General features: G+C 52.7%; 20 protein-coding genes. 10 read left to right on the top strand and 10 right to left on the bottom strand.

Translation table 11 applies throughout. The annotated features are described in order from the left end of the window. Positions 1–169 precede the first annotated feature (169 nt). Entirely contained in the window at positions 170–1,057 is an 888-nt protein-coding gene (gene rhtA, locus HV261_RS18265) for a threonine/homoserine exporter RhtA (RefSeq protein WP_202039066.1), read from the bottom strand. Positions 1,058–1,468: 411 nt separating this feature from the next. On the opposite strand from rhtA, the gene ompX reads away from it, so the two are divergent. Next, positions 1,469–1,984: an outer membrane protein OmpX gene (ompX, locus tag HV261_RS18260; RefSeq protein ID WP_048212190.1), complete on the top strand. Its 516-nt coding sequence runs from the start codon at positions 1,469–1,471 to the stop codon at positions 1,982–1,984. Positions 1,985–2,137: 153 nt separating this feature from the next. Here ompX and HV261_RS18255 read toward each other — a convergent pair whose 3' ends face one another. After that, positions 2,138–3,718 carry a phosphoethanolamine transferase gene (locus HV261_RS18255; protein ID WP_202039721.1) on the bottom strand — a complete coding sequence of 527 codons (1,581 nt, stop codon included), beginning with the start codon at positions 3,716–3,718 and terminating at the stop codon, positions 2,138–2,140. A gap of 275 nt (positions 3,719–3,993) precedes the next feature. Next, positions 3,994–4,122 (bottom strand): manganase accumulation protein MntS, encoded by a 129-nt coding sequence (gene mntS, locus HV261_RS18250; protein ID WP_137384317.1) that lies wholly within the window; start codon positions 4,120–4,122, stop codon positions 3,994–3,996. A 186-nt stretch (positions 4,123–4,308) separates the two neighbouring features. Here mntS and mntR point away from each other — a divergent pair, with 186 nt between their 5' ends. Beyond that, complete coding sequence (gene mntR, locus HV261_RS18245; protein WP_003831586.1) at positions 4,309–4,782, top strand: manganese-binding transcriptional regulator MntR; 474 nt, start codon at positions 4,309–4,311, stop codon at positions 4,780–4,782. Continuing rightward, on the top strand, positions 4,779–5,888 hold the full coding sequence (locus HV261_RS18240) for an anion transporter (RefSeq protein WP_202039065.1): 1,110 nt from the start codon (positions 4,779–4,781) through the stop codon (positions 5,886–5,888). The genes mntR and HV261_RS18240 overlap by 4 nt, the downstream gene beginning before the upstream one ends. Before the next feature lie 64 nt (positions 5,889–5,952). Here HV261_RS18240 and ldtB read toward each other — a convergent pair whose 3' ends face one another. Beyond that, a complete protein-coding gene (ldtB, locus tag HV261_RS18235) occupies positions 5,953–6,873 on the bottom strand; it encodes a L,D-transpeptidase LdtB (RefSeq protein ID WP_137384315.1) in 921 nt (306 codons plus the stop codon). Between the two features lie 228 nt (positions 6,874–7,101). Between ldtB and HV261_RS18230 the strand changes: the two genes are divergently transcribed. Together HV261_RS18230 and HV261_RS18225 are read left to right on the top strand one after the other, a co-directional pair. After that, a complete protein-coding gene (locus HV261_RS18230; RefSeq protein ID WP_137384314.1) occupies positions 7,102–8,694 on the top strand; it encodes an ABC-F family ATPase in 1,593 nt (530 codons plus the stop codon). A gap of 101 nt (positions 8,695–8,795) precedes the next feature. Then, positions 8,796–9,650: a hypothetical protein gene (locus HV261_RS18225; RefSeq protein WP_326929163.1), complete on the top strand. Its 855-nt coding sequence runs from the start codon at positions 8,796–8,798 to the stop codon at positions 9,648–9,650. Between the two features lie 69 nt (positions 9,651–9,719). Here HV261_RS18225 and HV261_RS18220 read toward each other — a convergent pair whose 3' ends face one another. The 4 genes from HV261_RS18220 to HV261_RS18205 form a co-directional block, all read right to left on the bottom strand. Then, entirely contained in the window at positions 9,720–10,982 is a 1,263-nt protein-coding gene (locus tag HV261_RS18220; RefSeq protein WP_202039064.1) for a DUF1479 domain-containing protein, read from the bottom strand. Between the two features lie 148 nt (positions 10,983–11,130). Then, positions 11,131–11,946 carry a Cof-type HAD-IIB family hydrolase gene (locus HV261_RS18215; protein ID WP_137384312.1) on the bottom strand — a complete coding sequence of 272 codons (816 nt, stop codon included), beginning with the start codon at positions 11,944–11,946 and terminating at the stop codon, positions 11,131–11,133. Positions 11,947–12,174: 228 nt separating this feature from the next. Then, positions 12,175–14,607 carry a glycyl radical protein gene (locus HV261_RS18210; protein WP_202039063.1) on the bottom strand — a complete coding sequence of 811 codons (2,433 nt, stop codon included), beginning with the start codon at positions 14,605–14,607 and terminating at the stop codon, positions 12,175–12,177. A gap of 5 nt (positions 14,608–14,612) precedes the next feature. Then, positions 14,613–15,512 (bottom strand): glycyl-radical enzyme activating protein, encoded by a 900-nt coding sequence (locus tag HV261_RS18205; protein ID WP_202039062.1) that lies wholly within the window; start codon positions 15,510–15,512, stop codon positions 14,613–14,615. Positions 15,513–15,644: 132 nt separating this feature from the next. Between HV261_RS18205 and fsa the strand changes: the two genes are divergently transcribed. After that, the gene (fsa, locus tag HV261_RS18200) at positions 15,645–16,307 is read left to right on the top strand and encodes a fructose-6-phosphate aldolase (protein WP_137384309.1); all 663 of its coding nucleotides are present in this window, start codon (positions 15,645–15,647) and stop codon (positions 16,305–16,307) included. An 86-nt stretch (positions 16,308–16,393) separates the two neighbouring features. Here fsa and moeB read toward each other — a convergent pair whose 3' ends face one another. Both moeB and moeA read right to left on the bottom strand, forming a co-directional pair. Beyond that, positions 16,394–17,143 carry a molybdopterin-synthase adenylyltransferase MoeB gene (gene moeB / locus HV261_RS18195; RefSeq protein WP_137384308.1) on the bottom strand — a complete coding sequence of 250 codons (750 nt, stop codon included), beginning with the start codon at positions 17,141–17,143 and terminating at the stop codon, positions 16,394–16,396. Then, positions 17,143–18,378, bottom strand: a complete 1,236-nt coding sequence (moeA, locus tag HV261_RS18190; protein ID WP_202039061.1) for a molybdopterin molybdotransferase MoeA — start codon at positions 18,376–18,378, stop codon at positions 17,143–17,145. Before moeA ends, moeB begins: the two co-directional genes overlap by 1 nt. A gap of 175 nt (positions 18,379–18,553) precedes the next feature. On the opposite strand from moeA, the gene HV261_RS18185 reads away from it, so the two are divergent. The 4 genes from HV261_RS18185 (at position 18,554) to gsiB (ending at position 23,947) form a co-directional block, all read left to right on the top strand. After that, complete coding sequence (locus HV261_RS18185) at positions 18,554–19,342, top strand: aminoglycoside adenylyltransferase family protein (RefSeq protein ID WP_137384306.1); 789 nt, start codon at positions 18,554–18,556, stop codon at positions 19,340–19,342. A gap of 214 nt (positions 19,343–19,556) precedes the next feature. Continuing rightward, entirely contained in the window at positions 19,557–20,522 is a 966-nt protein-coding gene (gene iaaA, locus HV261_RS18180; RefSeq protein WP_202039060.1) for a beta-aspartyl-peptidase, read from the top strand. Beyond that, positions 20,509–22,380, top strand: a complete 1,872-nt coding sequence (gsiA, locus tag HV261_RS18175; protein WP_202039059.1) for a glutathione ABC transporter ATP-binding protein GsiA — start codon at positions 20,509–20,511, stop codon at positions 22,378–22,380. The genes iaaA and gsiA overlap by 14 nt, the downstream gene beginning before the upstream one ends. A gap of 28 nt (positions 22,381–22,408) precedes the next feature. Beyond that, entirely contained in the window at positions 22,409–23,947 is a 1,539-nt protein-coding gene (gene gsiB / locus HV261_RS18170; protein ID WP_202039058.1) for a glutathione ABC transporter substrate-binding protein GsiB, read from the top strand. The last annotated feature ends 18 nt before the right edge of the window (positions 23,948–23,965 follow it).

The following is a 23,965-nucleotide window of genomic DNA, read 5'->3' as shown; positions in this document are numbered from 1 at the left end:
AATCAATCTGTTGAATTATTTTATTGCGGCGAAATGTTATTGTTGTGTTAATGCTATGCCTCAACATAAATAGCGTGCTTCAACGCAGAGGTAGAGGGCGATAATAATAGTAGGGATAGATAACAAGATATTCTGCATGATTATGCAAACCATGCAGAATATTGGCAGGTTAATTCACGTCAACTTGTTTAATTTGCGGGTCTTTACGGATGGTGAGCGTAGAGCCCATTGACGCGGCAATAATCGCGCCCAGAGCCAGCGTCTGGATAAACGTCAGCGTTTCCCCGAGGAAAATCATCCCGGACACCGCCGCCAGTGCAGGCTCCATACTCATCAGTGTTCCAAAGGTACGTGTAGGCAGTCGCGTTAATGCGATCATTTCCAGCGAATAGGGGAGCGCAGTAGAGAGGACCGCTACCGCTAAGCCCAATGGAAGAATCGACCAATGCCACAGGGCATCACCTGCCTGAATGACGCCAATCGGCACGAAAACCAGCGCGGCGATTAATGAGCCAACGGCGACCGTTGCCGGGCCATGCTCTGCGCCTGCGCGTTGCCCGGTAAGAATATAGATAGCCCAACAGGCGCCAGCACCCAATGCCAGCGCGGCACCGGTTAAATCAACGTGGGAAACGCCCTGACCTAACGGCAGCAGGAACCACAGTCCGAGTACGGCCAGCGCAACCCAGATGAAATCCACCGGGCGTCGGGAGGAAAACAACGCCACCGCAAGCGGGCCGGTAAATTCCAGCGCTACGGCAATACCCAGCGGTACAGTCTGAATTGACAGGTAAAAGAGATAGTTCATCCCACCCAGAGACAAACCATAAAACAGCAGGGGAAGACGTTGCTCTTTGGCAAAACGTAAACGCCAGGGTTTAAAGAATGCGATAAGGATGAGCGTTCCCAGCGCGAGGCGCAGGGCGGTAACGCCTGGCGCACCGACGAGAGGGAACAGCGATTTCGCCAGCGATGCGCCGCTTTGAATAGAGGACATAGCTATCAGCAAAACCAAAATAGGCAACCAGACTGGCGCTTTACGTGACGACCCCGGCATCCTTTCTCCTGTCAAATGATGGTTACACACCTTCCCCCGCGGGACGCCGCAGATTTGCTGCGATGCGCATGAGTTTGTGTATAGAAAAGTAAAACAGCGAGTGTAATGGAAATACGCTCGGCTGGTTGAGTATTCGTTGAAAAAAAAATTACTGAGATCCGTACAATGGCATGAAAACGATGGATTAATAATCTGCGCGATTAGGAATCATCTGGATGAATGTGCCGTGTTGTGCGCGCAATAATGGCATAAATCATTAGAAAAGTGATGTTAATTGAAAGAGATAGCGGGTTTCTGAAACGTTCTGTTACATGAAAAGATCCGTTAGACATCGCGAATCGCAAAGAGTTTCCCATCAGTTTTTGGTATATTTAAAACTTAAGATTTACTTGAAGCACATTTGAGGTGGTTATGAAAAAAATTGCATGTCTTTCAGCACTGGCCGCTGTTCTGGCTTTCTCCGCAGGTACCGCTGTAGCTGCTACTTCTACCGTTACGGGTGGTTACGCTCAGAGCGATGCTCAGGGCGCAGCGAACAAAATGAACGGTTTCAACCTGAAGTATCGTTACGAGCAGGACAACAGCCCGCTGGGCGTGATCGGTTCCTTCACTTACACTGAAAAAGATCGTACCGACTCGTTTGGCGATTACAACAAAACCCAATACTACGGCATCACTGCAGGTCCGGCTTACCGTCTGAATGACTGGGCAAGCGTCTACGGTGTTGTAGGTGTTGGCTACGGTAAATTCCAGGATGCAGCAACGCCTGCTGACAAACACGACACCAGCGACTACGGTTTCTCTTACGGTGCCGGTGTGCAGTTCAACCCGATCGAAAACGTTGCTCTGGACTTCTCTTACGAGCAGAGCCGTATTCGTAGCGTTGACGTAGGTACCTGGATCGCGGGTGTTGGTTACCGCTTCTAATCACTTCGGTGATATAAAAAATCCGCCTTCTGGGCGGATTTTTTTTGCCTGCAATACAGGAAGGCGTGTCGTTGAATGCCTGATAAGCACAGCGCATCAGGCATTGTTACGTGCCGGATAGCGGCAAAATGCCTTATCCGGCCTGGAAGGAGACTATTTGGTCTCGAAGACATCGGTGCCCAAATGGTTGTAGTCCACCTTCTGCAATTTAAAGTTGGTGATATACACTGGCCCGGCTTTTTTCTCTGAGATAAAGCGGTAGCTGTTGGTAATCTCCTTCGCGCTGATCCCCGTCCACTGTGAGAAAAAACTCAGGAAATCATTCGCCGAGCGGCGGGCTTTAATCACCCGATGCGCTTTGTCATCGCTGGACAGTACCATAAAGGGCACCTGGAAGTTCTGCTGGAACTGGTCGTCATGGGCCAGGTACTGCACCTCTTTTCCGCGCTCTTTAAAGGCGAGGCCATGATCGGAGAAATAGACCATGGAGAAGCTACTGCCGCTGTTACGCAACTGCTCGTAAAGCTGGCGCAGCAGATCGTCGGTTTGCGTCATGGTGTACAGATAACAGGAGGTCTCTTTCGACTGGACGAACGTGTCATATTTCCCTTGAGTACGATCGCAGGCCTGCGGGTGAGAACCCATTAAATGCAGCACAATCAGTTGCGGCTGGGTGCGTTCGGTGGCCAGCACCTGAGCGGTCATTTTCAACAAGGCTTCATCACGGGTGTTTTTATCGGCTTCGAAGTCACCGTTTTTCAGGAAGTGCACTTCATCGGCCCGTTTCGCGATGCTGGCTATTGCCGTATCGTATTCACCGATCTGCCCCTGATTGGAAAACCACCACGTCTGGAACCCAGCGCGGTTGGCCAGCGTGACAAAGTTATCCTGGAACTGAGGCTTATTATCGACGACCCGGTTTAGCGTTAAGCCGAGCGATTTTTGCGTGGAGCCGCTGGCGGCAATGTAATCAGCAAAAATGTAGCCATTAACGGTGCTGGAAAACGGCGTGTTATCCCAGTGACCGCCAAACGCGCCTAACGCATCACGTCGGGCACTTTCACCGATGACCACAACATAGGTGTGATATTTCGGCTTCACGGCGGTTACCGTCCAGCTGTCTTTCACGCTCGACAGCTTAGCCATGCGCTCTTGCTCGTCGAGCACTTCGTTATTGTTGACGATAACGTCTTTGGCAAAGCGGAAAACCGGGTAACCGGTATCTTTTAACTTGAAAACGCCGCCCCATGCCAGGTTTTGTACCGGAGTAACAAAGAATGCAACGATGCTAAACAGCAGGCACAGGCTGTCGTACTTGTTCCAGCGACGTTTTTGCTCGTCTTTTTTACGCCGTACGGCGATAACGCCGAGCGCAAAAATAAACACGCCAACCAGGTAATTGTACCAGGGGAAGATGGTCAGGATTTCGGTCGACTCTTCCATGTTAGTCGAGTGCAGCGCCAACAACGTATTAAAGTTTGGCGAGCCGTAAGCCTGGCCGAATGGGAAATACATCGCTGCAATCAGCGAACAGATGCCAATCAGCGTTTTTTGCGTGCGCGGCGCAGTACGCCACAACAGCATCAATACACAGGTAAAGGCAACGCTATAAAGAAGGCTTAGTGGGTAGCCCAGCGCGAGGTTGATCAGCAGAGACTGTAAAAAATAAAAGCCAGTCCACGGACTCATAGCCCGGCTACGAGCAATAAGTGAATCTTTGAGGGTTAAATTCATATGCCACTGTTGCAAAAACGCCATGTGCTACCCCTGGCGCAAAGGGTCATGCCTGCCTGAGAGAGCGAGAAGAGGGAATGGGTCCGCATCCGCGAGCCGCAATATATGCAGGGCTGCGAAAAGATAGAGTGTGTGCATGAGAAGGTCAACTACTACAAAGAAATTGTTTTGAGAGGGCAACTGCAAAACAGGCAAAAAGAAGGGTTATTCGGACGAAACCTATCACCGTAATCAGGTTACGGCAACGAAATGAAGCGGCGTACCGCGACGCCGCATTATTTTGCTGAGGGTTTATCCTGCTCTGGTTTGCCGTTAATCATGTCACACAGCATAGAGATCAGCATCAACCGTACTTTAAAGGGAGAGTGGCTAAACACGCGTATACACCTCTTAAATTCATTCATATAAACCTCCTGACTTCACGATCCCATCAGTCCTTGAGGGATGTCTTTATTATATACAGATATAGCACAGGCTATATTATATAGCTATTGCTAAAACGTTAATTTTTTGTGCCCACGCAACTCTGGTTTACAATGAGCGTTCTCTAATCAGATGCTGTTAACGCGTCACAGGAACGAGGAAGCAGAATGAGTCGTCGCGCAGGTATGCCAACAACAAAAAAAGTGACGCAATTGGTGAATGTCGAAGAACACGTTGAAGGATTTCGTCAGGTCCGCGAGGCGCATCGCCGTGAGCTGATTGATGACTACGTAGAGCTGATTTCCGATCTCATCATTGAGGTGGGTGAGGCGCGTCAGGTGGATATGGCCGCCCGTCTTGGGGTTTCCCAGCCGACGGTTGCCAAAATGCTTAAGCGCCTCGCCTCCGTTGGGTTGATTGAAATGATCCCCTGGCGTGGGGTGTTTTTAACCGCTGAAGGTGAGCGTCTGGCGCAGGAGAGCCGGGAACGCCATCAGATTGTGGAAAACTTCCTGCTGATGTTAGGTATTAGCCCGGAAATTGCCCGTCGCGATGCGGAGGGAATGGAGCATCATGTCAGTAAGGAAACGCTGGAGGCTTTTAGTCGGTTTACGCAACAGCAAGGAACAGGCTCTGAATGAGTTTTCCTCTTCTTCGCGCCTTACAACGCGATCGTTTTTTCCAGCTGTTAATCCTCATCGGGGCTATTCTGAGCCTGTTTGTGCCATTTACACCCCGGGCCTGGCCTGGGGCCATTGACTGGCACACCATTATTACCCTGAGCGGCCTGATGCTGCTAACCAAAGGCGTGGAGCTAAGCGGTTACTTTGATGTATTAGGGCGCAAGATGACCCGCCGCTTCCACACGGAGCGCCAACTGGCGATATTTATGGTGCTGGCGGCGGCGCTGCTGTCGACCTTTCTGACCAACGATGTCGCCTTATTTATTGTGGTTCCCCTCACCATTACCCTGAAAAAACTGTGCGCGATCCCGGTAAACCGCCTCATTATCTTTGAGGCGCTGGCGGTGAACGCCGGTTCGTTGCTTACCCCCATAGGAAACCCGCAAAATATTCTGATGTGGGGGCGCTCTGGCCTGTCATTTACTGCGTTTACCTGTCAAATGGCGCCGCTTGCGGGGGCCATGATGCTGACGTTGCTGGTGTTGTGCTGGTTCAGTTTCCCACATAAAACACTGCACTATCATAGCGGTACACGCGCGCCTGACTGGCAACCGCGCCTGGTGTGGAGCTGCCTGGCGCTGTATATCGTCTTTCTGACGGCACTGGAGCTCAAGCTTGAGCTGTGGGGTCTGGCGATTGTGGCGACAGGGTTCATGATCTTGGCTCGTCGTGTGATTTTAAGCGTGGACTGGACGTTGCTTCTGGTGTTTATGGCGATGTTTATTGATGTGCATTTGCTGACGCAGTTACCGGCGTTACACGGAATAACCAGTCAGATTGGCACGCTTTCAGCACCAGGGCTCTGGTTGACGGCAATCGGCTTGTCGCAGTTTATCAGTAACGTTCCCAGCACGATTTTGTTGCTCAACTATGTTCCGCCGACGCTATTGTTGGCTTGGGCAGTTAATATCGGTGGGTTTGGCCTGTTGCCGGGGTCGCTGGCGAATCTGATTGCTTTACGCATGGCAAATGACCGACGCATTTGGTGGCGTTTTCATCTGTATTCGGTGCCGATGCTGATATGGGCGGCGCTGGTGGGGTATGGTTTGTTGCTATTACTGTGAAAGCGGCATTGAGGCAATAAAAAAGGCGGATGATTCATCCGCCTTTTTCGTTTCAGGTATGTGCTTAGTTCAGACGAACCGGCATACCAGAGCGGTTCTGTACCGCCTGCTCAACGACGGCCTGATCGACGTCAGACTGGCCGGTGATGCTGGTAATGCTCTTGTTCAGCGTAATCGGTACGATTTCGCCACCTTCGAACTGCTCTTCAGTGGTAGACAGTGGGTTATGTACCTCAATGTAACGGCTACCGTCTGGTTCAGTGGTGGCTTTCACTGGCTCATCGATAAACTGGACGCGCGTACCGACCGGCACGTTTTCAAACAGGAACTTGATGTCATCGTTACGCAGACGCACGCAACCGTGGCTGACGCGTAAGCCTACGCCGAAGTTAGCGTTGGTACCGTGGATAGCATACAGACGGCCGATATACAGCGCGTACAGACCCATCGGGTTATCCGGACCCGCAGGAACAACGGCTGGCAGCGGTTCGCCCGCAGCACGGTATTCCGCATGCATTTTAGCGGTTGGCGTCCAGGTTGGGCCCGCTTTCTTACGTTCAACTTTGGTGGTCCAGTTGATAGGGGTGTCTTTACCTAACTGACCGATACCGATCGGCAGAACGATGACGGTGTTGGTACCTTTCGGGTAGTAGTACAGACGCATTTCGGCGCTGTTAATCACAATACCTTCATGCACGGTATCCGGCAGGATCAGCTGCTGAGGAATGTTCAGTACGGTGCCGCCTTTCGGCAGGAAGGTATCCACGCCCGGGTTCGCTTCCAGCATGTTGGACAGACCCATTTGGTACTCTGCCGCATAGTATTCCAGCGGCTGGGTGTTGCCTTCAGGGATGGTGATAACCTGGTTTTGGCCAATTAAACGACTACCATCGGTAGGCAGCGGGTACGTGACGGCTGAAGCAGTGTTACAAAAACCAACTACCGCGAGCGCCGCCGCGAAAAGCGTTGTCAATTTCATATTCATTTTTGCGAGATTCTGAAGCCAAGCAGGCTAGTGGGTTGAGATTTATGTAGTGTTGGGCACGCATTATATGTGCATTCTGAGCAACAAGGAATTCGGATGTGTACTAAATCACACTTTTTTCCTTTTGCTTTCACTTTATCTGTGCAGCATGAACGGCGCGATCTTATTGCAGAGTTATGGCATAATAAGCGGTTTGTCACATATTTCTTTCTCTTTCAGGATACGCCAGTGTTAGTTTCCAGCAACGTCACTATGCAGTTCGGCAGTAAGCCGCTGTTTGAAAATATTTCCGTCAAATTTGGCGGCGGCAATCGTTACGGCCTGATTGGCGCGAACGGTAGCGGTAAATCCACCTTTATGAAAATTCTCGGCGGCGACCTCGAACCGACGCTGGGTAACGTTTCACTCGATCCGAACGAACGCATTGGTAAGCTGCGTCAGGATCAGTTCGCCTTTGAAGAGTTCACCGTTCTCGACACCGTTATTATGGGTCATGCCGAACTGTGGGAAGTGAAGCAGGAACGCGACCGTATCTACGGCCTGGCCGAGATGAGCGAAGAAGACGGCTATAAAGTGGCTGATCTCGAAGTTCAGTATGGTGAAATGGACGGCTACTCTGCGGAAGCCCGTGCGGGTGAACTGCTGCTGGGCGTCGGTATTCCGGTAGAGCAGCATTACGGCCCGATGAGCGAAGTCGCACCCGGCTGGAAACTGCGTGTCCTTCTGGCACAGGCGCTGTTCTCTAACCCGGACATTCTGCTGCTCGACGAACCAACGAACAACCTGGATATCGACACCATCCGCTGGCTGGAGCAGACGCTGAACGAGCGTGACAGCACCATGATCATCATTTCGCACGACCGCCACTTCCTGAACATGGTCTGCACGCACATGGCGGATCTGGACTACGGCGAACTGCGCGTTTATCCGGGCAACTATGACGAATACATGACGGCGGCGACTCAAGCTCGTGAGCGTCTGCTGGCTGATAACGCCAAGAAAAAAGCACAGATTGCCGATCTGCAATCCTTCGTCAGCCGCTTTAGCGCCAACGCATCTAAATCTCGTCAGGCGACCTCTCGTGCGCGTCAGATCGATAAGATTAAACTTGATGAAGTGAAAGCCTCCAGCCGTCAGAACCCGTTCATCCGTTTCGAGCAGGATAAGAAACTGTTCCGTAACGCGCTGGAAGTGGAAGCCCTGACTAAAGGATTCGAGGAAGGCCCGCTGTTTAAAAACTTTAATCTGCTGCTGGAAGTGGGAGAGAAGGTTGCCATCATTGGTGCCAACGGCGTGGGTAAATCCACCATGCTGAAAACGTTGGTTGGCGATTTGCAGCCGGACAATGGTACCGTTAAGTGGTCTGAAAACGCCCAGGTCGGTTACTACGCGCAGGATCATGAATACGAGTTCGAAAACGATCTGACCGTATTCGAGTGGATGAGCCAGTGGAAACAAGAAGGCGATGATGAGCAGGTTGTGCGCAGCTTCCTCGGTCGTCTGCTGTTCAGCCAGGATGACATCAAGAAGCCTGCGAAGGTGCTCTCCGGTGGTGAAAAAGGGCGCATGTTGTTCGGTAAGCTGATGATGCAGAAACCGAATATCCTGGTTATGGATGAACCAACCAACCACCTGGATATGGAATCAATCGAATCGCTGAACATGGCACTGGAAATGTATCAGGGTACGCTGATCTTCGTTTCTCACGACCGTGAGTTCGTCAGTTCGCTGGCAACCCGCGTGATTGAAATTACGCCGGAACGCGTGATCGACTTCACCGGGAACTACGAAGATTATCTGCGGACTAAAGGCGTCGAATAAGTCTCTCTCCCCGCACTTTTCTGAAAAAAAGTTCTACTGATTAATCTTAGCCACAATTGTGGCTAAGATGCTTTCCATAACTACCTACACAAGGAAAGGAAATGAGTCAGATGGAACCGCTCTCTTTAGCTAATCTTAAATTAAAATTATTGAAGTTAAACAACAGCAACGAACATCCTTTCATTTTACGTGAAGATGGCAATGATATTGTTGCGTCCTGGAATATCGTAGATGCTGAGTGGATAGATTATTTCAGTCAACACGGATTGCAAAAACAATATGAGCTAAGGCTGCTTTTCAATGAAAGTAAAAAGCAAATTAGCTATCGGGAAAAAACGACCGATGTTGAGTGGGATGCAGATTTGGGTGGGTTCAGATTAAGCAAATCTGTCCAAATAGGGAAACGCCTTGAGTTTTCTGCTGGAGGATCATGGGGTAAAAAAGAAGATGGTAGCTTCGGTAAAATTGATGGCTATAAATTTGTATCAACGGAAATTACCGACCCTATTTTTGATATTGTTCGTGATGCGGGATGGCAGGTTCGTGGTCTGTTAGCAGACAAGAAGAAAAGGAAATTTGTTATTGCGGGAGCGGTGATTGCCGCACTGATTATTTTTATTGGCCTGGGTTCTTTCCTTTTTTCTACGATGGGTGATTTGAAGGATGCTGCGCGAACGGAGATAGACTTGCTCCGTGACGGACAATATATTCAGGCTTATCAGGCAAGCTCTTCTTCTCTGCAAAGAAAAATGAACAGCGAGGATTTTAAGCTCGTAACTGAGTCTGTTCATTTTGATGATATTAATGAATACAGTTTCGATAGTTTCAATGTAAATAATGATGTTGGTTCTTTGTCTGGAAGCGTTGTGTTTAAAAACGGAGATTCCGGTGAAATTAACGTTACTATGCTCAAAGAAAATGGTAAATGGAAACTGGCAGCAATTTCAGTAGAATAAAAAACATCCGGTTTTTTATCATATAGTGAAGAAAACCGGACTGTTTTAAAAACGATGCAAGGGGAGGGATTATTCCATCCCCAGCGCGCGTCTACCGTGGATATTCAAATCCTCCAGCGTAAAACGGCCTTCCCAGTTTGTTTCATAGTCCTCACGCGGGAAATCACCCGGTGATGCGCCTTTTTCCAGGGCCGCCTTCACTTTATGGGCGTAGGCCAGATTCTTTTCACACATCGGTGCGGCAGGGATGTACATTACGTTGCCCCAACCCTGCTGATTTTCCACCGGTGCGACGGCGTGAATCACATCACAATGCCACCACACTGAATCTCCGGCCTCCAGTTGTGGAATGCTGGTTAACGCCTCCATCAGTAGTGGGTGCCATTGCTCTGACACCGGCAACACTCTGCCGGGCGCGACGCCACACAGTTCATCATCCGGGACATCCTCCAGCAGGGGACGCAACAGCACATAAGCCATCGCTTCCGGAATAGGAACAACATGCAGTAGCCCCTGGCCTGGCAGCATATCGGACAGTGCAGTCCAACCCTGGAAAGTCCGAAACACTGAGCACTTCGTGGTGTTATCTACCGTATACTCTTCTACCTCGGTGCGATGCGCTGCCTGCCATGGATCGTAATCTTCAGGTTTACCGTTGAAAACATGAGCAAAAACTTGCTGATATGCCGGGAGAAGCCAGCGTTCCAGCGCGCCGGAATCCGTGTGCGCGCCCAGCCCTTTGGACGTCGTTCCCGGTGGACGACGGCGTATCCGGTCAGGGTAGATAACGCTGACATCCGGGTTAAACCACTGCTTACCGTTACTTTCAAACGTCCATAAGCGATTGAGAAAGGACTGTGCCGTGGCCATTTCTTCACTCTGACGGGCCTGCATTTGCGCCTGTGACCAGTAGATCGGATAGATCTCTGGACGCGATGCGCTCAGGGTGCCGAAGAAATTATCGCCCGGTCCTTTATAGACGTCGTCAAAATGGTTGCGGTCCAGATAGTCCAGCATTGACCGATCCCAACCCAGAGCCTGTTCGCGAGGGAAATGGCCTTTAATCACCGCGCATCCGCGACGCTTAATTTCTTCACGCTGCGCTGCACTCACGCGATCCGCTCTGATATCCGCATAAGACAACACCGGCCAGACCGCAGAACCTTGCGCTTTGAGGGCGTTGATTTCCGCCACGCGGCTGGCAATGCCCTCACTAAGTTGATTGAAAATCAACTGGACGTCCCCGAGCTGTGCCCGCAGCTGCTGCTTCATCTGACGGATTGCCGCTTTGTGGTCGGCGGGCAATGTGTCGCTGGTAAAAGTAAAAGCCATAACCACCTCGCATAACTTTCATTTGAAACTTATTTAACTTACAAGTGCAATATAAGTTAAAAATAAGTTAATGCAAGTTTAAAAACTTGATGGCGTGCACGGAATGCAAAAACGGTGAGAACCGGAGCAGGTACTCCGGTTGGCAGGATCAGGCGTTAAAAGGCGAAGTGTTATCCAGCACGGCCTGAATCACGTTCAGTGCACCCTGATGGTTATTATCGTCGGTCTGATAGCGGGCAATAAATTTGATGTTCTCGGCTGCATTAGCCATGGCGAAAGAGTAGTGCGCCATTTTCAACATTTCCGCATCGTTGCCACTATCTCCGATGGCGACGACGTTTTGTGGTGACAGGTTCCAGCGTTTTAGCAGGCGGCTGATACCGTTGGCTTTATGTAAACCTGGAATAATCAGATCGATAAACCCAAAGCCGCTGGTGACGGGTTTCATAATACCGTCGAGAGCAGTATGCAGGTGATCGATAACCAGCGGGATTTGCTGATCGGGCAGATTCAGCGAGAACTTGAACAGCACATCGTCGATATCCTGATAATCCTTCACGGGTTGCAGGCGATGGTAGTGTTTTGACATCAACGCGACAAAAGACTCTGGGGCATTTTCACTAACGTAGGCGCTTTGCAGGCCACAAGCCACAAAATTGAGCTGCTTATCTTTTAGCAGTTCACCAATCACAATTTGCGATTCATGGCGCGTCAGTTCGCCGTGAAACAGCTGTTTACCATGCTCAAACACCAATGCACCGTTCTCGGCGACAAAAGAGATCTCATCTTTGAGTTCCGGGAAAAAAGAGATGAGCTGGTAATACTGGTTGCCGCTGGCCACGACAAATTCAATGTTGCGTTTTTTCAGTTCCTGATACTGCGCCATAAATCGTACGCGATCGTACTTTTTGGCGTCATCGAGAAACGTTCCGTCCATATCAGTGACGATAACGTTGATGGTCATACTGGCTCCTGGCTCATAACTGCGACCAGAAATATTCTAATAACAATGTGACCTGAAGCACAAATTTAATTTCGAATGAAAGTTTTCCCCCGTCTTTCACGCCACAGGTGCGTGAAAGACGGGGGGTTGTGCTGTCGTTGTAGGCCGGATAAGCGTCAGCGCATCCGGCAATGGGGAGGGTAGTGTGCCGGATGGCAGTGTGGAGTCTCATCCGGCCAGCAATATTGTTTACAGCATGTGTTCAGTACGGGCGATAATGTCGTCCTGCGCATCCGGAGACAGCGCAGTGAAGAAAGCGGAATAGCCTGCGACACGAACGACCAGGTCACGGTACTGATCCGGGTGTTTTTTCGCGTCCAGCAACGTTTCACGAGACACGATGTTGTACTGAATATGCCAGCCTTTGTGCTCTTCAAAGAAGGTGCGCAGCAGGAAAATCAGCTTTTGTTTATCGGATTCATTTTCCAGCGTGGCCGGATTGAGCTTCTGATTTAACAGCACGCCGCCGAGAATCGAACCGGTCGGCAGTTTACCCACCGAGCCAATTACCGCCGTTGGGCCGAGATGGTCCGTACCGGAAGCCGGGCTGGCGCCTTCTGCCAGTGGAGTGTGCGCTTTACGACCATCCGGCGTTGCCATGGTTGCCGCGCCAAAGGGTACGTTTGCGGAGATGGAAGAGGTCCCGGCATAGTAGTTACCGCCAACCGGGCCGCGGCCGTAGCGCGGATTATGATACTGTTTCAGTTCGTCGATGTAAGTCTGATAAGCGCGAGCCAGCAGCGTATCAACGGAATCGTCGTCGTTGCCGTATTTCGGCGCGCCGTTGATTAAACGCTGGCGCAACTGCTCGTGGGTCAGACCGTCAAAATCATCGGCCAGCGCGGCGGCCAGTTGTTGTTGACCGATAGCGCCCTGTTCAAAGACCAGTTTCTTCACTGCTGCCAGGCTGTTACCGAGGTTGGCAATGCCCACCTGCAAACCTGATACCCAGTCGTACTTCGCGCCACCTTGCTTAATGCTTTTCGCGCGCTCAATACAATCGTCTACCAGTGCGGAACACAGAATGTCATGCACGTTCTCTTCCAGCATGGTATCGACGACATATTCAATCTCAATAGATTTACGCGTGTAGTAGCGGATCTGCGTATCCCATGCTTCCATAACTTCGTCGAAATTGTTGAAGTTACCAGCCGAGAGCGCTTTTTCCTGTGGCAGAAAGACTTTGCCACTGGTGGCATCTCGCCCACCTTCCAGTGCCGCAAGCATCACGCGGGCAAAGTTAATAAAGCTCATGCCCGTGCAGCGGTAGCCCCATTTGCCTCCCACGGCGGTTTCGATGCAACCGATGGCCGCATAGTCATAGGCGTCCTCGGGTTCAATGCCGAGTTTGATAAATTCCGGGATAACGATTTCATCGTTGTTAAAGGCTGGCATGCCAAAGCCGCAGCGGATCACCTGCACGCAGGCATCCAGGAAGTCATTACTCATTCCCGCGTGATAACGCACGCTCAGGTTTGGCTGCGTAGAACGCAGGCGGCCGCAGGACTCCAGAATGGCGTAGGAAAGTGGATTGACGGCATCCACCGCCTGACCATTGATCAGATTCTGACCACCAATGGTGACGTTCTGATACAGCGGGCTGCCCGCCGAGGCTTTCGAGTGGGAGCCGGAGCGGATTTTGTTCACTTCCAGCAGTTTCAACCAGCAGCTGTGCAGCAGCTCAATGGCGTGCTCGCGGTCGAGGCTCTGGTTCAGCTCAACGTCGCGACGGTAGAACGGATAGAGATATTGGTCCATTCGGCCAAACGATACTGAGTGACCGTTCGATTCAATTTGCAGGATCAACTGAATGAAATAGCACAGTTGCAACGCCTGCCAGAAGGTTTTGGGCGGCTCATGGGCGATCGTCTCGCAGTTTTCCGCTATGGTCAGCAGTTCATCACGACGGCTGGCGCGAGTTTCTGTGGACGCCATTTTACGTGCCAGCGTGGCAAAACGCTCAATGTGCAGACTGACGGCCTCCAGCACGATATCTATCGCTTTCAGGAACTGATCGCCATGGAGGTCTTCCAGACATGTCAGGTTGATGCGGGAGCGGCGCTCATCAACTTTGTGGCGCAGGCCGTCGAGACCTTTTTCCAGCAGCAGCGGGAAGTTTACCGCCAGGTGTGCGTCGCCGGAGGTCATGTTACCTTCGGCTTTGATAATGCCGGTTTCCAGCAGACTTTTTTGCTCGTCGGTAAACATCCCGTAGCAGCGATCCTGCACGGTCTGACCCCGCCACCACGGACACACCTCGTGTAATACGCGTTTATTCTCCTCGCTTACCGCGAAGCCTGCACCCGGCCTGTCGGCGAGGTCGTCGATCTCTTTTTCGATCCACGACACGGTATATTCCGGGAAAATAGGTGCAGCGCGTACTTCGCTTGCCTGGTTGCCAACGATCAGCTCGTCATGCTTGATCCAGATGGTGCGCTCCGCCAGGTGATGAGCCAGTGCCAGCGCACGACGTACCGGGATGGGTTTATCCAGATGCTGCTGGTACATCTCGGTATAGTGCTGGGCGCGTTCGGTACACACCGGCGGCTTCACGATGTGGATCAGTGCTGTTTTATGCGCGTTGATGCGGTCGCTGAGTGTGTCCAGTTTCAGAGTCGTCATGGCGGTTATCCTCGTAGGGTCGCGGTTAAACCTTTAAGGCTGGCGTACTGCTGGGCAAATTCGAGCAGTGCAGGCGCATCAAGCGGTTTTTCCGGGGCGTTGTAGGGTTGATTGAGTAAGTGGTATTTGTTGATGCCAAGGGTGTGGTAGGGCAAAAAATGGATCTCATCGACGTGCAGTTCGTCGGCAGCAAAATCGGTAATGGCCTGAATATCTTCAGCGTTGGCATTGAATCCCTGAATCAGCGGTACGCGGATAATCATTTTTTTACCCGCGGCAGCCAATTTTTTCAGATTTTCCAGCACGCGAGAGGCACGCCCATCGGTCCACTGTTTAAACGGGGCGTCAGCCACATGTTTTAAATCAGCAAGAAACAGATCGATATGAGGTAATGAAGGCGCAATATATTTCCATGGGACATGCAGACAGGTTTCGACCGCCGTATGAATACCTGCATCATGGCTGGCTTTGAATAGCTCTGCCGCTAACGTCGGTTGCATAAACGGTTCGCCGCCGGACAGGGTGAGGCCCCCTCCGCTGCGATCGTAAAACGGTTTGTCACGCAGGACGGTCGCCATGATCTCGTCCACGCTTTTTGTCTCTCCGCAGACGGTCAGGGCCTGGGTCGGACAGCAGTGGGTCAGCGCCGTGATGGCCTCATCGGTCAGTTTTTCACGGTGAATAAGCAGGCCATTCAGCGCACGTTCAACCACTTCCGGTGCAGCCTGCGCACACAGATCGCAACCGTCGAGACACAAACGCGCGTCATAGAGCAGATCCTGCGTACGGGCGCGGCTTTCCGGATTCTGGCACCAGCGGCAGCCCAGGGAGCATCCTTTAAGGAACACCACGGTACGAATACCGGGGCCATCGTGAGTGGAATAGCGCTGAATATTAAAAATCATAAGCGGCCTCTTTTCTTTCGTATAAAGATTAAATTACTTTCGAATGAAAGTTATATTGACGTGCGTCAACTAACCGTGAGGTTTCGCCGTGCTACCTTTTATTCATGCTAATTATTCGTTTGAGGAAAGGTTATGGAACTCTATTTAGATACGTCTGACGTTGCGGCGGTAAAAGCGCTGGCGCGTGTTTTTCCGCTGGCGGGGGTGACAACCAATCCGAGCATTGTGGCGGCAGGTAAGCAGACGCTGGACGTGCTCCTGCCGCAATTGCAGGAAGCGATGGGAGGGCAAGGACGTCTGTTTGCTCAGGTAATGGCGACTACCGCCGAAGGAATGGTCAGCGATGCGCGTAAGCTACGGACGATTATTCCTGAGATTGTGGTGAAAGTGCCGGTCACAGCTGAAGGTCTGGCGGCGATTAAGCTGCTGAAGAAAGAAGGTATCCCGACGCTGGGTACTGCGGTATACGGTGCTGCTCAGGGGCTATTAGCTGCGCTGGCTGGCGCAGAGTATATTGCACCCTATGTTAATCGCGTGGATGCACAGGGGGGAGACGGTATTCAGACGGTGAACGCCCTGCAGCGCTTACTGAAAATGCATGCCCCGCACGCCAAAGTACTGGCCGCCAGTTTTAAAACCCCACGCCAGGCGCTGGACTGCCTGCTGGCGGGCTGTGAAGCTATTACGCTGCCGCTGGATGTCGCTCAGCAACTGATTAGCGCCCCGGCGGTTGATGCCGCTGTGGCGAAGTTTGAACACGACTGGCAGAGCGCGTTTGGGCGGACGTCTCTCTGATGCTGTTGCCGGGTGGCGCTAACGCTTACCCGGCCTGCGTTCGGGCCGTTGTAGGTCGGGTAAGGCGAAGCCGCCACCCGACTTTTTTACCGACTACAAACCTCACACCCTGGATTACGCATCAGCTTCATTTCGCGAAACTGGCAGGTCATGGCGTCATACATCACGATTTTACCGGATGCCGGTTTACCGTAGTTTGCCAGCAGCTTAATGGCTTCCATCGCCTGAAGTGAACCTATCACACCGATGAGAGGAGCCATTACACCCGCTTCTACACAGGTCAGGGCATTTTCACCGAACAGGCGGCTCAGGCAGCGATAGCAGGGCTCACCCTCCTGGTATGTGAAGACCGTAATTTGTCCTTCCATGCGGATTGCCGCGCCGGATACCAGCGGAATCTTTGCGGCGAAACAGCCGGCATTCAGCTGATTGCGGATACTGACATTATCGGTGCAGTCCAGCACCAAATCGTGTTCGGCGATGAGCGCATGAATTGCGGTATCGTCGAGAAGGGCATTCACCGGCGTAATAGCGATATAAGGATTAATCCGCGCCAGTGCGTCGCGTGCCGACTCTACTTTTGGCTGGCCAACGGTTGCGTCACTATGCAACGTCTGGCGTTGCAGGTTTGAGACGGACACGGTGTCAAAGTCGAGCAGGGTTAACTGCCCGACGCCAGCGCCCGCCAGATACTGGGTGGCCGCACAACCGAGCCCGCCCAGACCCACGACCAGTACCCGTGCTTCTTTGAGCGCTTCCTGACCTTCAAAATCGAAGCCGCGCAGAATGATTTGCCGGTTATAGCGCATCATCTCCTGGTCGCTGAGTTCCGCCATTACAGGCCTCCAAACAGGGCGTTAAACGGCTCGACTTCTACCCACTCGCCAGCTTCAACGTTACCGCGATCGCGCTCCAGCACGATAAAGCAGTTGCCGAGGCTAAAGGAGCTAAAAATATGCGAGCCCTGGTGTCCGGTAGTGGTGACTTCCAGTTCGCCTTCTGCGGTACGCTGTAATACACCGCGCTGAAAATCCAGACGGCCGGGCGTTTTCTTCAGGCGTGATGCGGTGCGCACGCGCTGGCGTGGCGGCAGCCCGCAGGCGGTGTTACCGCTGAGTTTCGCCAGTAGCGGTTGTACCAGTTGATAAAAGGTGAGAGCCGCAGACACCGGGTTTCCGGGCAGGCCGCAAAACCAGCTGTTGCTCAGTTTGCCGAAAGCGAACGGTTTACCCGGTTTGATGGCCAATTTCCAGAAGGCGATTTCTCCCAACTCTTCCAGAATGGTTTTGGTGTAGTCTGCTTCACCCACCGACACGCCGCCGGAGCTAATGACAACATCGGCCTGGCTGTCGGCTTCGATAAATGCGGCGCGCAGCGCGTTAGGATCGTCGCGGATAATCCCTAAGTTGATTACTTCACAGCCCAACTGTTGCAGCATCAGATGCACGGTCAGACGATTGGTATCGTAAATCTGTCCGTCGCCCAGCGGTTGACCCGGCAGTTGCAGTTCATCACCGGTAGAGAACAACGCCACGCGAACTTTGCGAACGACCGGTACTTCGGCAATACCGAGCGAGGCCAGAACAGGAAGTTCTGCGGTTGTCAGACGAGTTCCGGTGGGGAATACCACCGCGCCGTTGGCGATATCTTCACCGCGCAGACGAATATTTTGTCCGCTGCGGACGTCGGCGGTAAAACGAATACCGTCGTCAGTTTGTTCAGTCTGCTCCTGCATGACGACGGCTTCACAACCGGCGGGTACCGGGGCGCCCGTCATAATTCTAATGCAGGTTCCCGCAGGCCATTCACCATGGAAAGGCTGGCCGGCAAAGGCTTTACCTGCCACGGAGAGCGGCTGGCCGGATTGCAGGTCGGCCAAACGCACCGCATAACCATCCATTGCCGAGTTATCGAATCCTGGGACATCAATGGGAGAGACGATATCGGTCGCCAGAATGCGACCAAAACATTGAACCAGCGGCAGCGTTTCGACGGCGGTGAGTGGGGTAATACGCGAAAGCATCTGAGATAGAGCCGTTTCAAGCGGCATCAGTCCGGCGGTAAATTCCATGTGAAGACTCCTGCGGGGCAAAATCGAATCCGGTTATTATGTCAGAAAATGGACGCGGACAGTATGCCACCTCAGGCTTAGGATCGGATCTGAAAACGGTTTTCTGCCAGAGGATAGCGCTACAGGAAAAATGCCGTATAAACTCAATGATTCTGCTTTTTTCCCTGGGGGCTAAATGACTCATCATATTCCGGACGCCATTCGACGCCAGGCGGATGCCGCCAGTGCGCTCATCCGCCAGATTTTCGAGGGGAATCTGGTTGCCATTCATTTGTATGGTTCTGCAGTTGAAGGGGGATTAAAACCCCAAAGCGACGTCGATTTACTGGTTACCATCAGGCAACCGCTGGATACGCAGCAAAGAAAAGAATTGATGCAGGGTTTTCTGGAAATATCAGCCCCGCCGGGCAGTGCCGATAGCTATCGGGCGCTGGAAGTGACCGTTGTACTGTTCTCGCAGATTGTACCGTGGCGATTTCCACCGGCGAGAGAAATGCAGTTTGGCGAATGGTTGCGTGAAGATATCTGCGCTGGCGTGTATGAACCGGCGCAGGTGGATCCTGACCTTGCCATTCTGCTGACCCAGGCCCGGCGTGCCAGCGTACCGTTGTTCGGTAAACCCGCTGAGACATTATTCAACGTCATCCCTTTTAGCGATATCGTACAAACATTTCGACATATCCTGGATATGTGGCAGAAACCGGCCGATTTAGAAGGGGATGAGCGCAATATCATCCTTACTCTGGCGCGAATCTGGTATAGCGTCGTGACCGGTAATATTGTTGCTAAAGAGACGGCCGCATCCTGGCTGATACCGCAATTGCCCACTGAGCATGCCGCCACGCTGCAGGCTGCGCGTGCGGAGTATCTGGGGTTAACCACCGTGGATTGGGGCGTATCGATGCCGTCGGTTGAACGTTTTGTCGGGTACGCAAAAACACAGATTGCCGGGCTGCTGAAATAGTTTATCTAACCGCATCGGGAATAAGCCTGGCGTATTCGTGAACAACCGCCGCTTATTTTGCCGCTATCCGTAGGTTAAACGGATTGGCTCTGTAGAAGGGGCCTTTACCTTTACATGACGTCTGCATCTTTCTATATTCAAAAATCGAATCAATAACTCACAGAAATTCTGATATTTATAACCCCGTTACCTGCCACCTTAATGGATGAAAAAAATGGGCAAAGCAGTCATTGCAATTCACGGCGGCGCTGGGGCAATAACCCGCGCAGAGCTAAGCCAGGAGCAGGAGTTGCGTTACATACAGGCGCTGTCAGAAATCGTTGAAACCGGTCAACGTATGCTGGAAGCGGGCCGAAGCGCGCTGGATGTTGTCACTGAGGCCGTGCGGCTACTGGAAGAGTGCCCTCTGTTTAACGCCGGAATTGGTGCTGTGTATACCCGTGATGAAACCCATGAACTGGATGCCTGCGTCATGGATGGTAATACCCTGCAAGCGGGGGCTGTTGCCGGAGTCAGTCATCTGCGCAACCCGATCCTTGCGGCGCGTCTGGTGATGGAACGCAGTCCTCACGTCATGATGATTGGCGAAGGGGCGGAAAATTTTGCCATTGCGCAGGGCATGGAACGGGTTCCTGCTGATGTTTTCTCTACCCCTGAACGCTATGCGCAACTGCTGGTGGCGCGTGCTGAGGGTAAAACGGTACTTGATCATAGCGGCACTCCGCTGGATGAGAACACCAAAATGGGCACCGTCGGCGCGGTGGCGCTGGATATTTTCGGCAACCTGGCTGCGGCGACCTCGACCGGTGGAATGACCAACAAATTACCGGGGCGGGTGGGCGACAGTCCTTTGGTTGGTGCAGGTTGCTATGCCAACAATGCCAACGTTGCGGTTTCATGTACGGGAACCGGAGAAGTATTCATTCGCGCGCTGGCGGCCTATGACATTGCAGCGCTGATGGATTATGGCGGCCTGAGTCTGTCAGAGGCGTGCGAGCGCGTGGTGATGGAAAAATTGCCGGCGCTGGGCGGCAGCGGTGGACTAATTGCTATCGATCATGAAGGGAATGTGGCTTTGCCGTTTAACAGCGAAGGTATGTACCGCGCATGGGGATACGCTGGCGATACGCCAACCACCGGTATTTATCGGGAAAAAGGAGATAGCGTTGCCACACAGTGATGAGCTTGATGTCAGTGACGTACTGTCCGTCAGCAACCTGAATATCGCCTTCGAACAAGAGCAGCAGCGTATCAGCGCCGTACGAAATCTGTCGTTTCGTCTGAAACGTGGAGAAACGCTGGCGATTGTTGGCGAATCGGGTTCCGGCAAATCGGTAACGGCCTTGTCGCTGATGCGTCTGATTGAACAGGCGGGCGGCGAGGTAAGCTGTGATGCGATGTTGTTACGGCGGCGCAATCGGCAGGTGATTGAACTTGGCGAGCAGAGCGCAGCCCAGATGCGTCATGTGCGCGGCGCGGATATCGCGATGATTTTTCAGGAGCCGATGACGTCGCTCAACCCGGTGTTTACCGTCGGCGAGCAGATCGCTGAGTCCATTCGCCTTCACCAGGGGGCCAGTCGCGAAGAGGCAATGGTGGAAGCCAAGCGCATGCTTGACCAGGTTCGCATCCCCGAATCGACGGCCATTTTATCGCGCTATCCACATCAGCTTTCTGGCGGAATGCGCCAGCGGGTGATGATTGCCATGGCGCTATCATGCCGACCGGCGGTGTTGATTGCTGACGAGCCGACAACGGCGCTGGACGTCACTATTCAGGCGCAGATCCTGCAACTGATAAAAGTGCTGCAGCAAGAGATGTCGATGGGCGTCATTTTTATCACCCACGATATGGGCGTGGTGGCAGATATTGCTGACCGAGTGCTGGTGATGTACCAGGGCGAAGCGGTCGAAACGGGCAGCGTTGAGCACATTTTTCATGCTCCGCAGCATCCTTACACTCAAGCGCTGTTGGCGGCTGTGCCGCAACTTGGGGAGATGCGCGGGCATGACCTTCCGCGACGCTTCCCGCTTATTTCTTTGCACGATCCTCATCATGTTGAACCTCAAACCGAGCAGGACACGGTGGTTGAGGGAGAGCCGATTCTGCGGGTTCGCAACCTGGTGACACGTTTTCCCCTGCGTAGCGGCATCCTTAATCGCGTGACCCGCGAGGTGCATGCGGTGGAAAACGTCAGTTTTGATCTCTGGCCCGGTGAAACGCTTTCACTGGTTGGCGAGTCGGGTTGCGGTAAATCAACGACCGGGCGGGCATTGTTGCGTCTGGTGGAGTCCCAGCGTGGGGAGATTTTCTTCAATGGACAACGCATTGATACCCTGGCTGCCAGCAAGTTGCAGCCGCTGCGTCGGGATATCCAGTTTATCTTCCAGGACCCTTATGCGTCGCTCGACCCGCGCCAGACGGTGGGATATTCCATCTTAGAGCCATTGCGGGTGCACGGTTTGTTACAAGGTGATGCAGCGACAAAACGGGTCGCGTGGTTGCTGGAGCGTGTCGGGTTGCTGCCTGAGCACGCCTGGCGCTATCCGCACGAATTTTCCGGCGGTCAGCGGCAACGTATCTGTATAGCCCGGGCGTTGGCGCTCAATCCAAAAGTGATCATTGCCGATGAGTCCGTCTCGGCACTGGATGTCTCGATTCGCGGGCAAATTATTAATCTGTTGCTCGACCTACAGCGGGAAATGGGTATTGCGTACCTGTTTATTTCCCACGATATGGCGGTGGTGGAGCGGATTAGTCACCGCGTGGCGGTAATGTACCTGGGGCAGATTGTTGAGATCGGCACCCGACGGGCGGTGTTTGAGAATCCACAGCATCCCTACACGCGAAAACTGATGGCGGCAGTCCCGGTTGCCGATCCATCGCATCAAAGGCCACAGCGCGTGCTGTTGTCGGATGATATCCCCAGTAATATCCGCAAACGCGGTGAAGAGATCCCCCCGGTTTCACTACAGTTAGTGGAACCGGGGCATTATGTTGCGCGTGCGCCAGCGGAAAATGCGCTTTCGCGTTTATGACAGGCAGGCAGGGGTTAAGGAGAATAACATGACAAAAATTGTTGCCCGTAAATGGCTGGTTGCTCTGGGGGTCGCCTCTGCGCTGGCTGCATCCCCGTCCTGGGCTGCCAAAGATGTGGTGGTTGCGGTAGGGTCTAATTTCACTACCCTCGACCCTTATGATGCCAACGACACGTTGTCGCAGGCGGTAGCCAAGTCGTTTTACCAGGGACTGTTCGGCCTTGATAAAGAGATGAAGCTGAAAAATGTGTTGGCGGAAAGCTATACCGTTTCTGATGATGGCCTGACGTACACCGTTAAACTGCGACAGGGCGTGAAGTTTCAGGATGGGACTGACTTCAATGCGGCTGCGGTAAAAGCCAACCTCGATCGCGCCAGCAATCCGGAAAATCACCTTAAACGCTATAACCTGTATAAGAATATCGATAAAACCGAGGTGGTTGATCCCGCTACGGTGAAGATTACGCTGAAGCAGCCATTCTCTGCCTTTATCAATATTCTGGCGCATCCGGCTACGGCGATGATATCTCCGGCCGCGCTGGAGAAATACGGGAAAGAGATAGGCTTCCATCCGGTAGGGACGGGGCCGTACCAGCTTGAAACCTGGAATCAGACCGACTTTGTCAAAGTTAAGAAGTTCGCGGGCTACTGGCAGCAAGGGTTGCCAAAGCTGGATACGATTACCTGGCGTCCGGTAGCGGACAACAATACGCGTGCGGCAATGCTGCAAACCGGGGAAGCGCAGTTTGCTTTCCCCATTCCGTACGAGCAGGCAGCGTTACTGGCGAAGAATAAAAACCTGGAACTGGTCGCCAGCCCGTCTATTATGCAGCGTTATATCAGCATGAACGTCACGCAAAAACCGTTCGATAATCCGAAGGTGCGCGAGGCGTTGAATTATGCCATCAACCGTCAGGCGTTGGTGAAAGTGGCGTTTGCGGGCTATGCCACGCCGGCAACTGGCGTTCTTCCGCCATCGATAGCCTATGCGCAAAGCTACACGCCGTGGCCTTACGACCCGGCAAAAGCACGCGAATTGCTGAAAGAAGCGGGTTATCCCAACGGCTTTACCACCACGCTGTGGTCATCCCATAACCACAGCACCGCGCAGAAAGTGCTGCAATTTACCCAGCAGCAGCTGGCGCAGGTGGGCGTGAAGGCTCAGGTCACGGCGATGGATGCCGGGCAGCGGGCCGCAGAAGTCGAGGGCAAGGCGCAGAAAGAAAGCGGGGTACGGATGTTCTACACCGGCTGGTCGGCGTCTACGGGCGAAGCGGACTGGGCGCTGTCGCCGCTGTTTGCGTCACAAAACTGGCCGCCAACCTTGTTTAATACCGCGTTCTACAGTAACAAGCAGGTGGACAATGATTTAACGGCGGCATTGCAGACTAACGATCCGGCGCAAAAAGCGCAGTTGTACAAAGACGCGCAGGATATTATCTGGAAAGAGTCGCCATGGATCCCGCTGGTGGTGGAGAAACTGATCTCGGCGCACAGTACGAATTTGACCGGATTCTGGATCATGCCCGACACCGGGTTTAGTTTTGATGACGCGGATTTGAAATAAGCTATTCATTCGGCCCTG

Source organism: Citrobacter sp. RHBSTW-00671 (genome assembly GCF_014103415.1).
GTDB lineage: Bacteria > Pseudomonadota > Gammaproteobacteria > Enterobacterales > Enterobacteriaceae > Citrobacter.
Note: the sequence above shows the minus strand (reverse complement) of the source record. Positions and strands in the feature narration are given on the sequence as shown.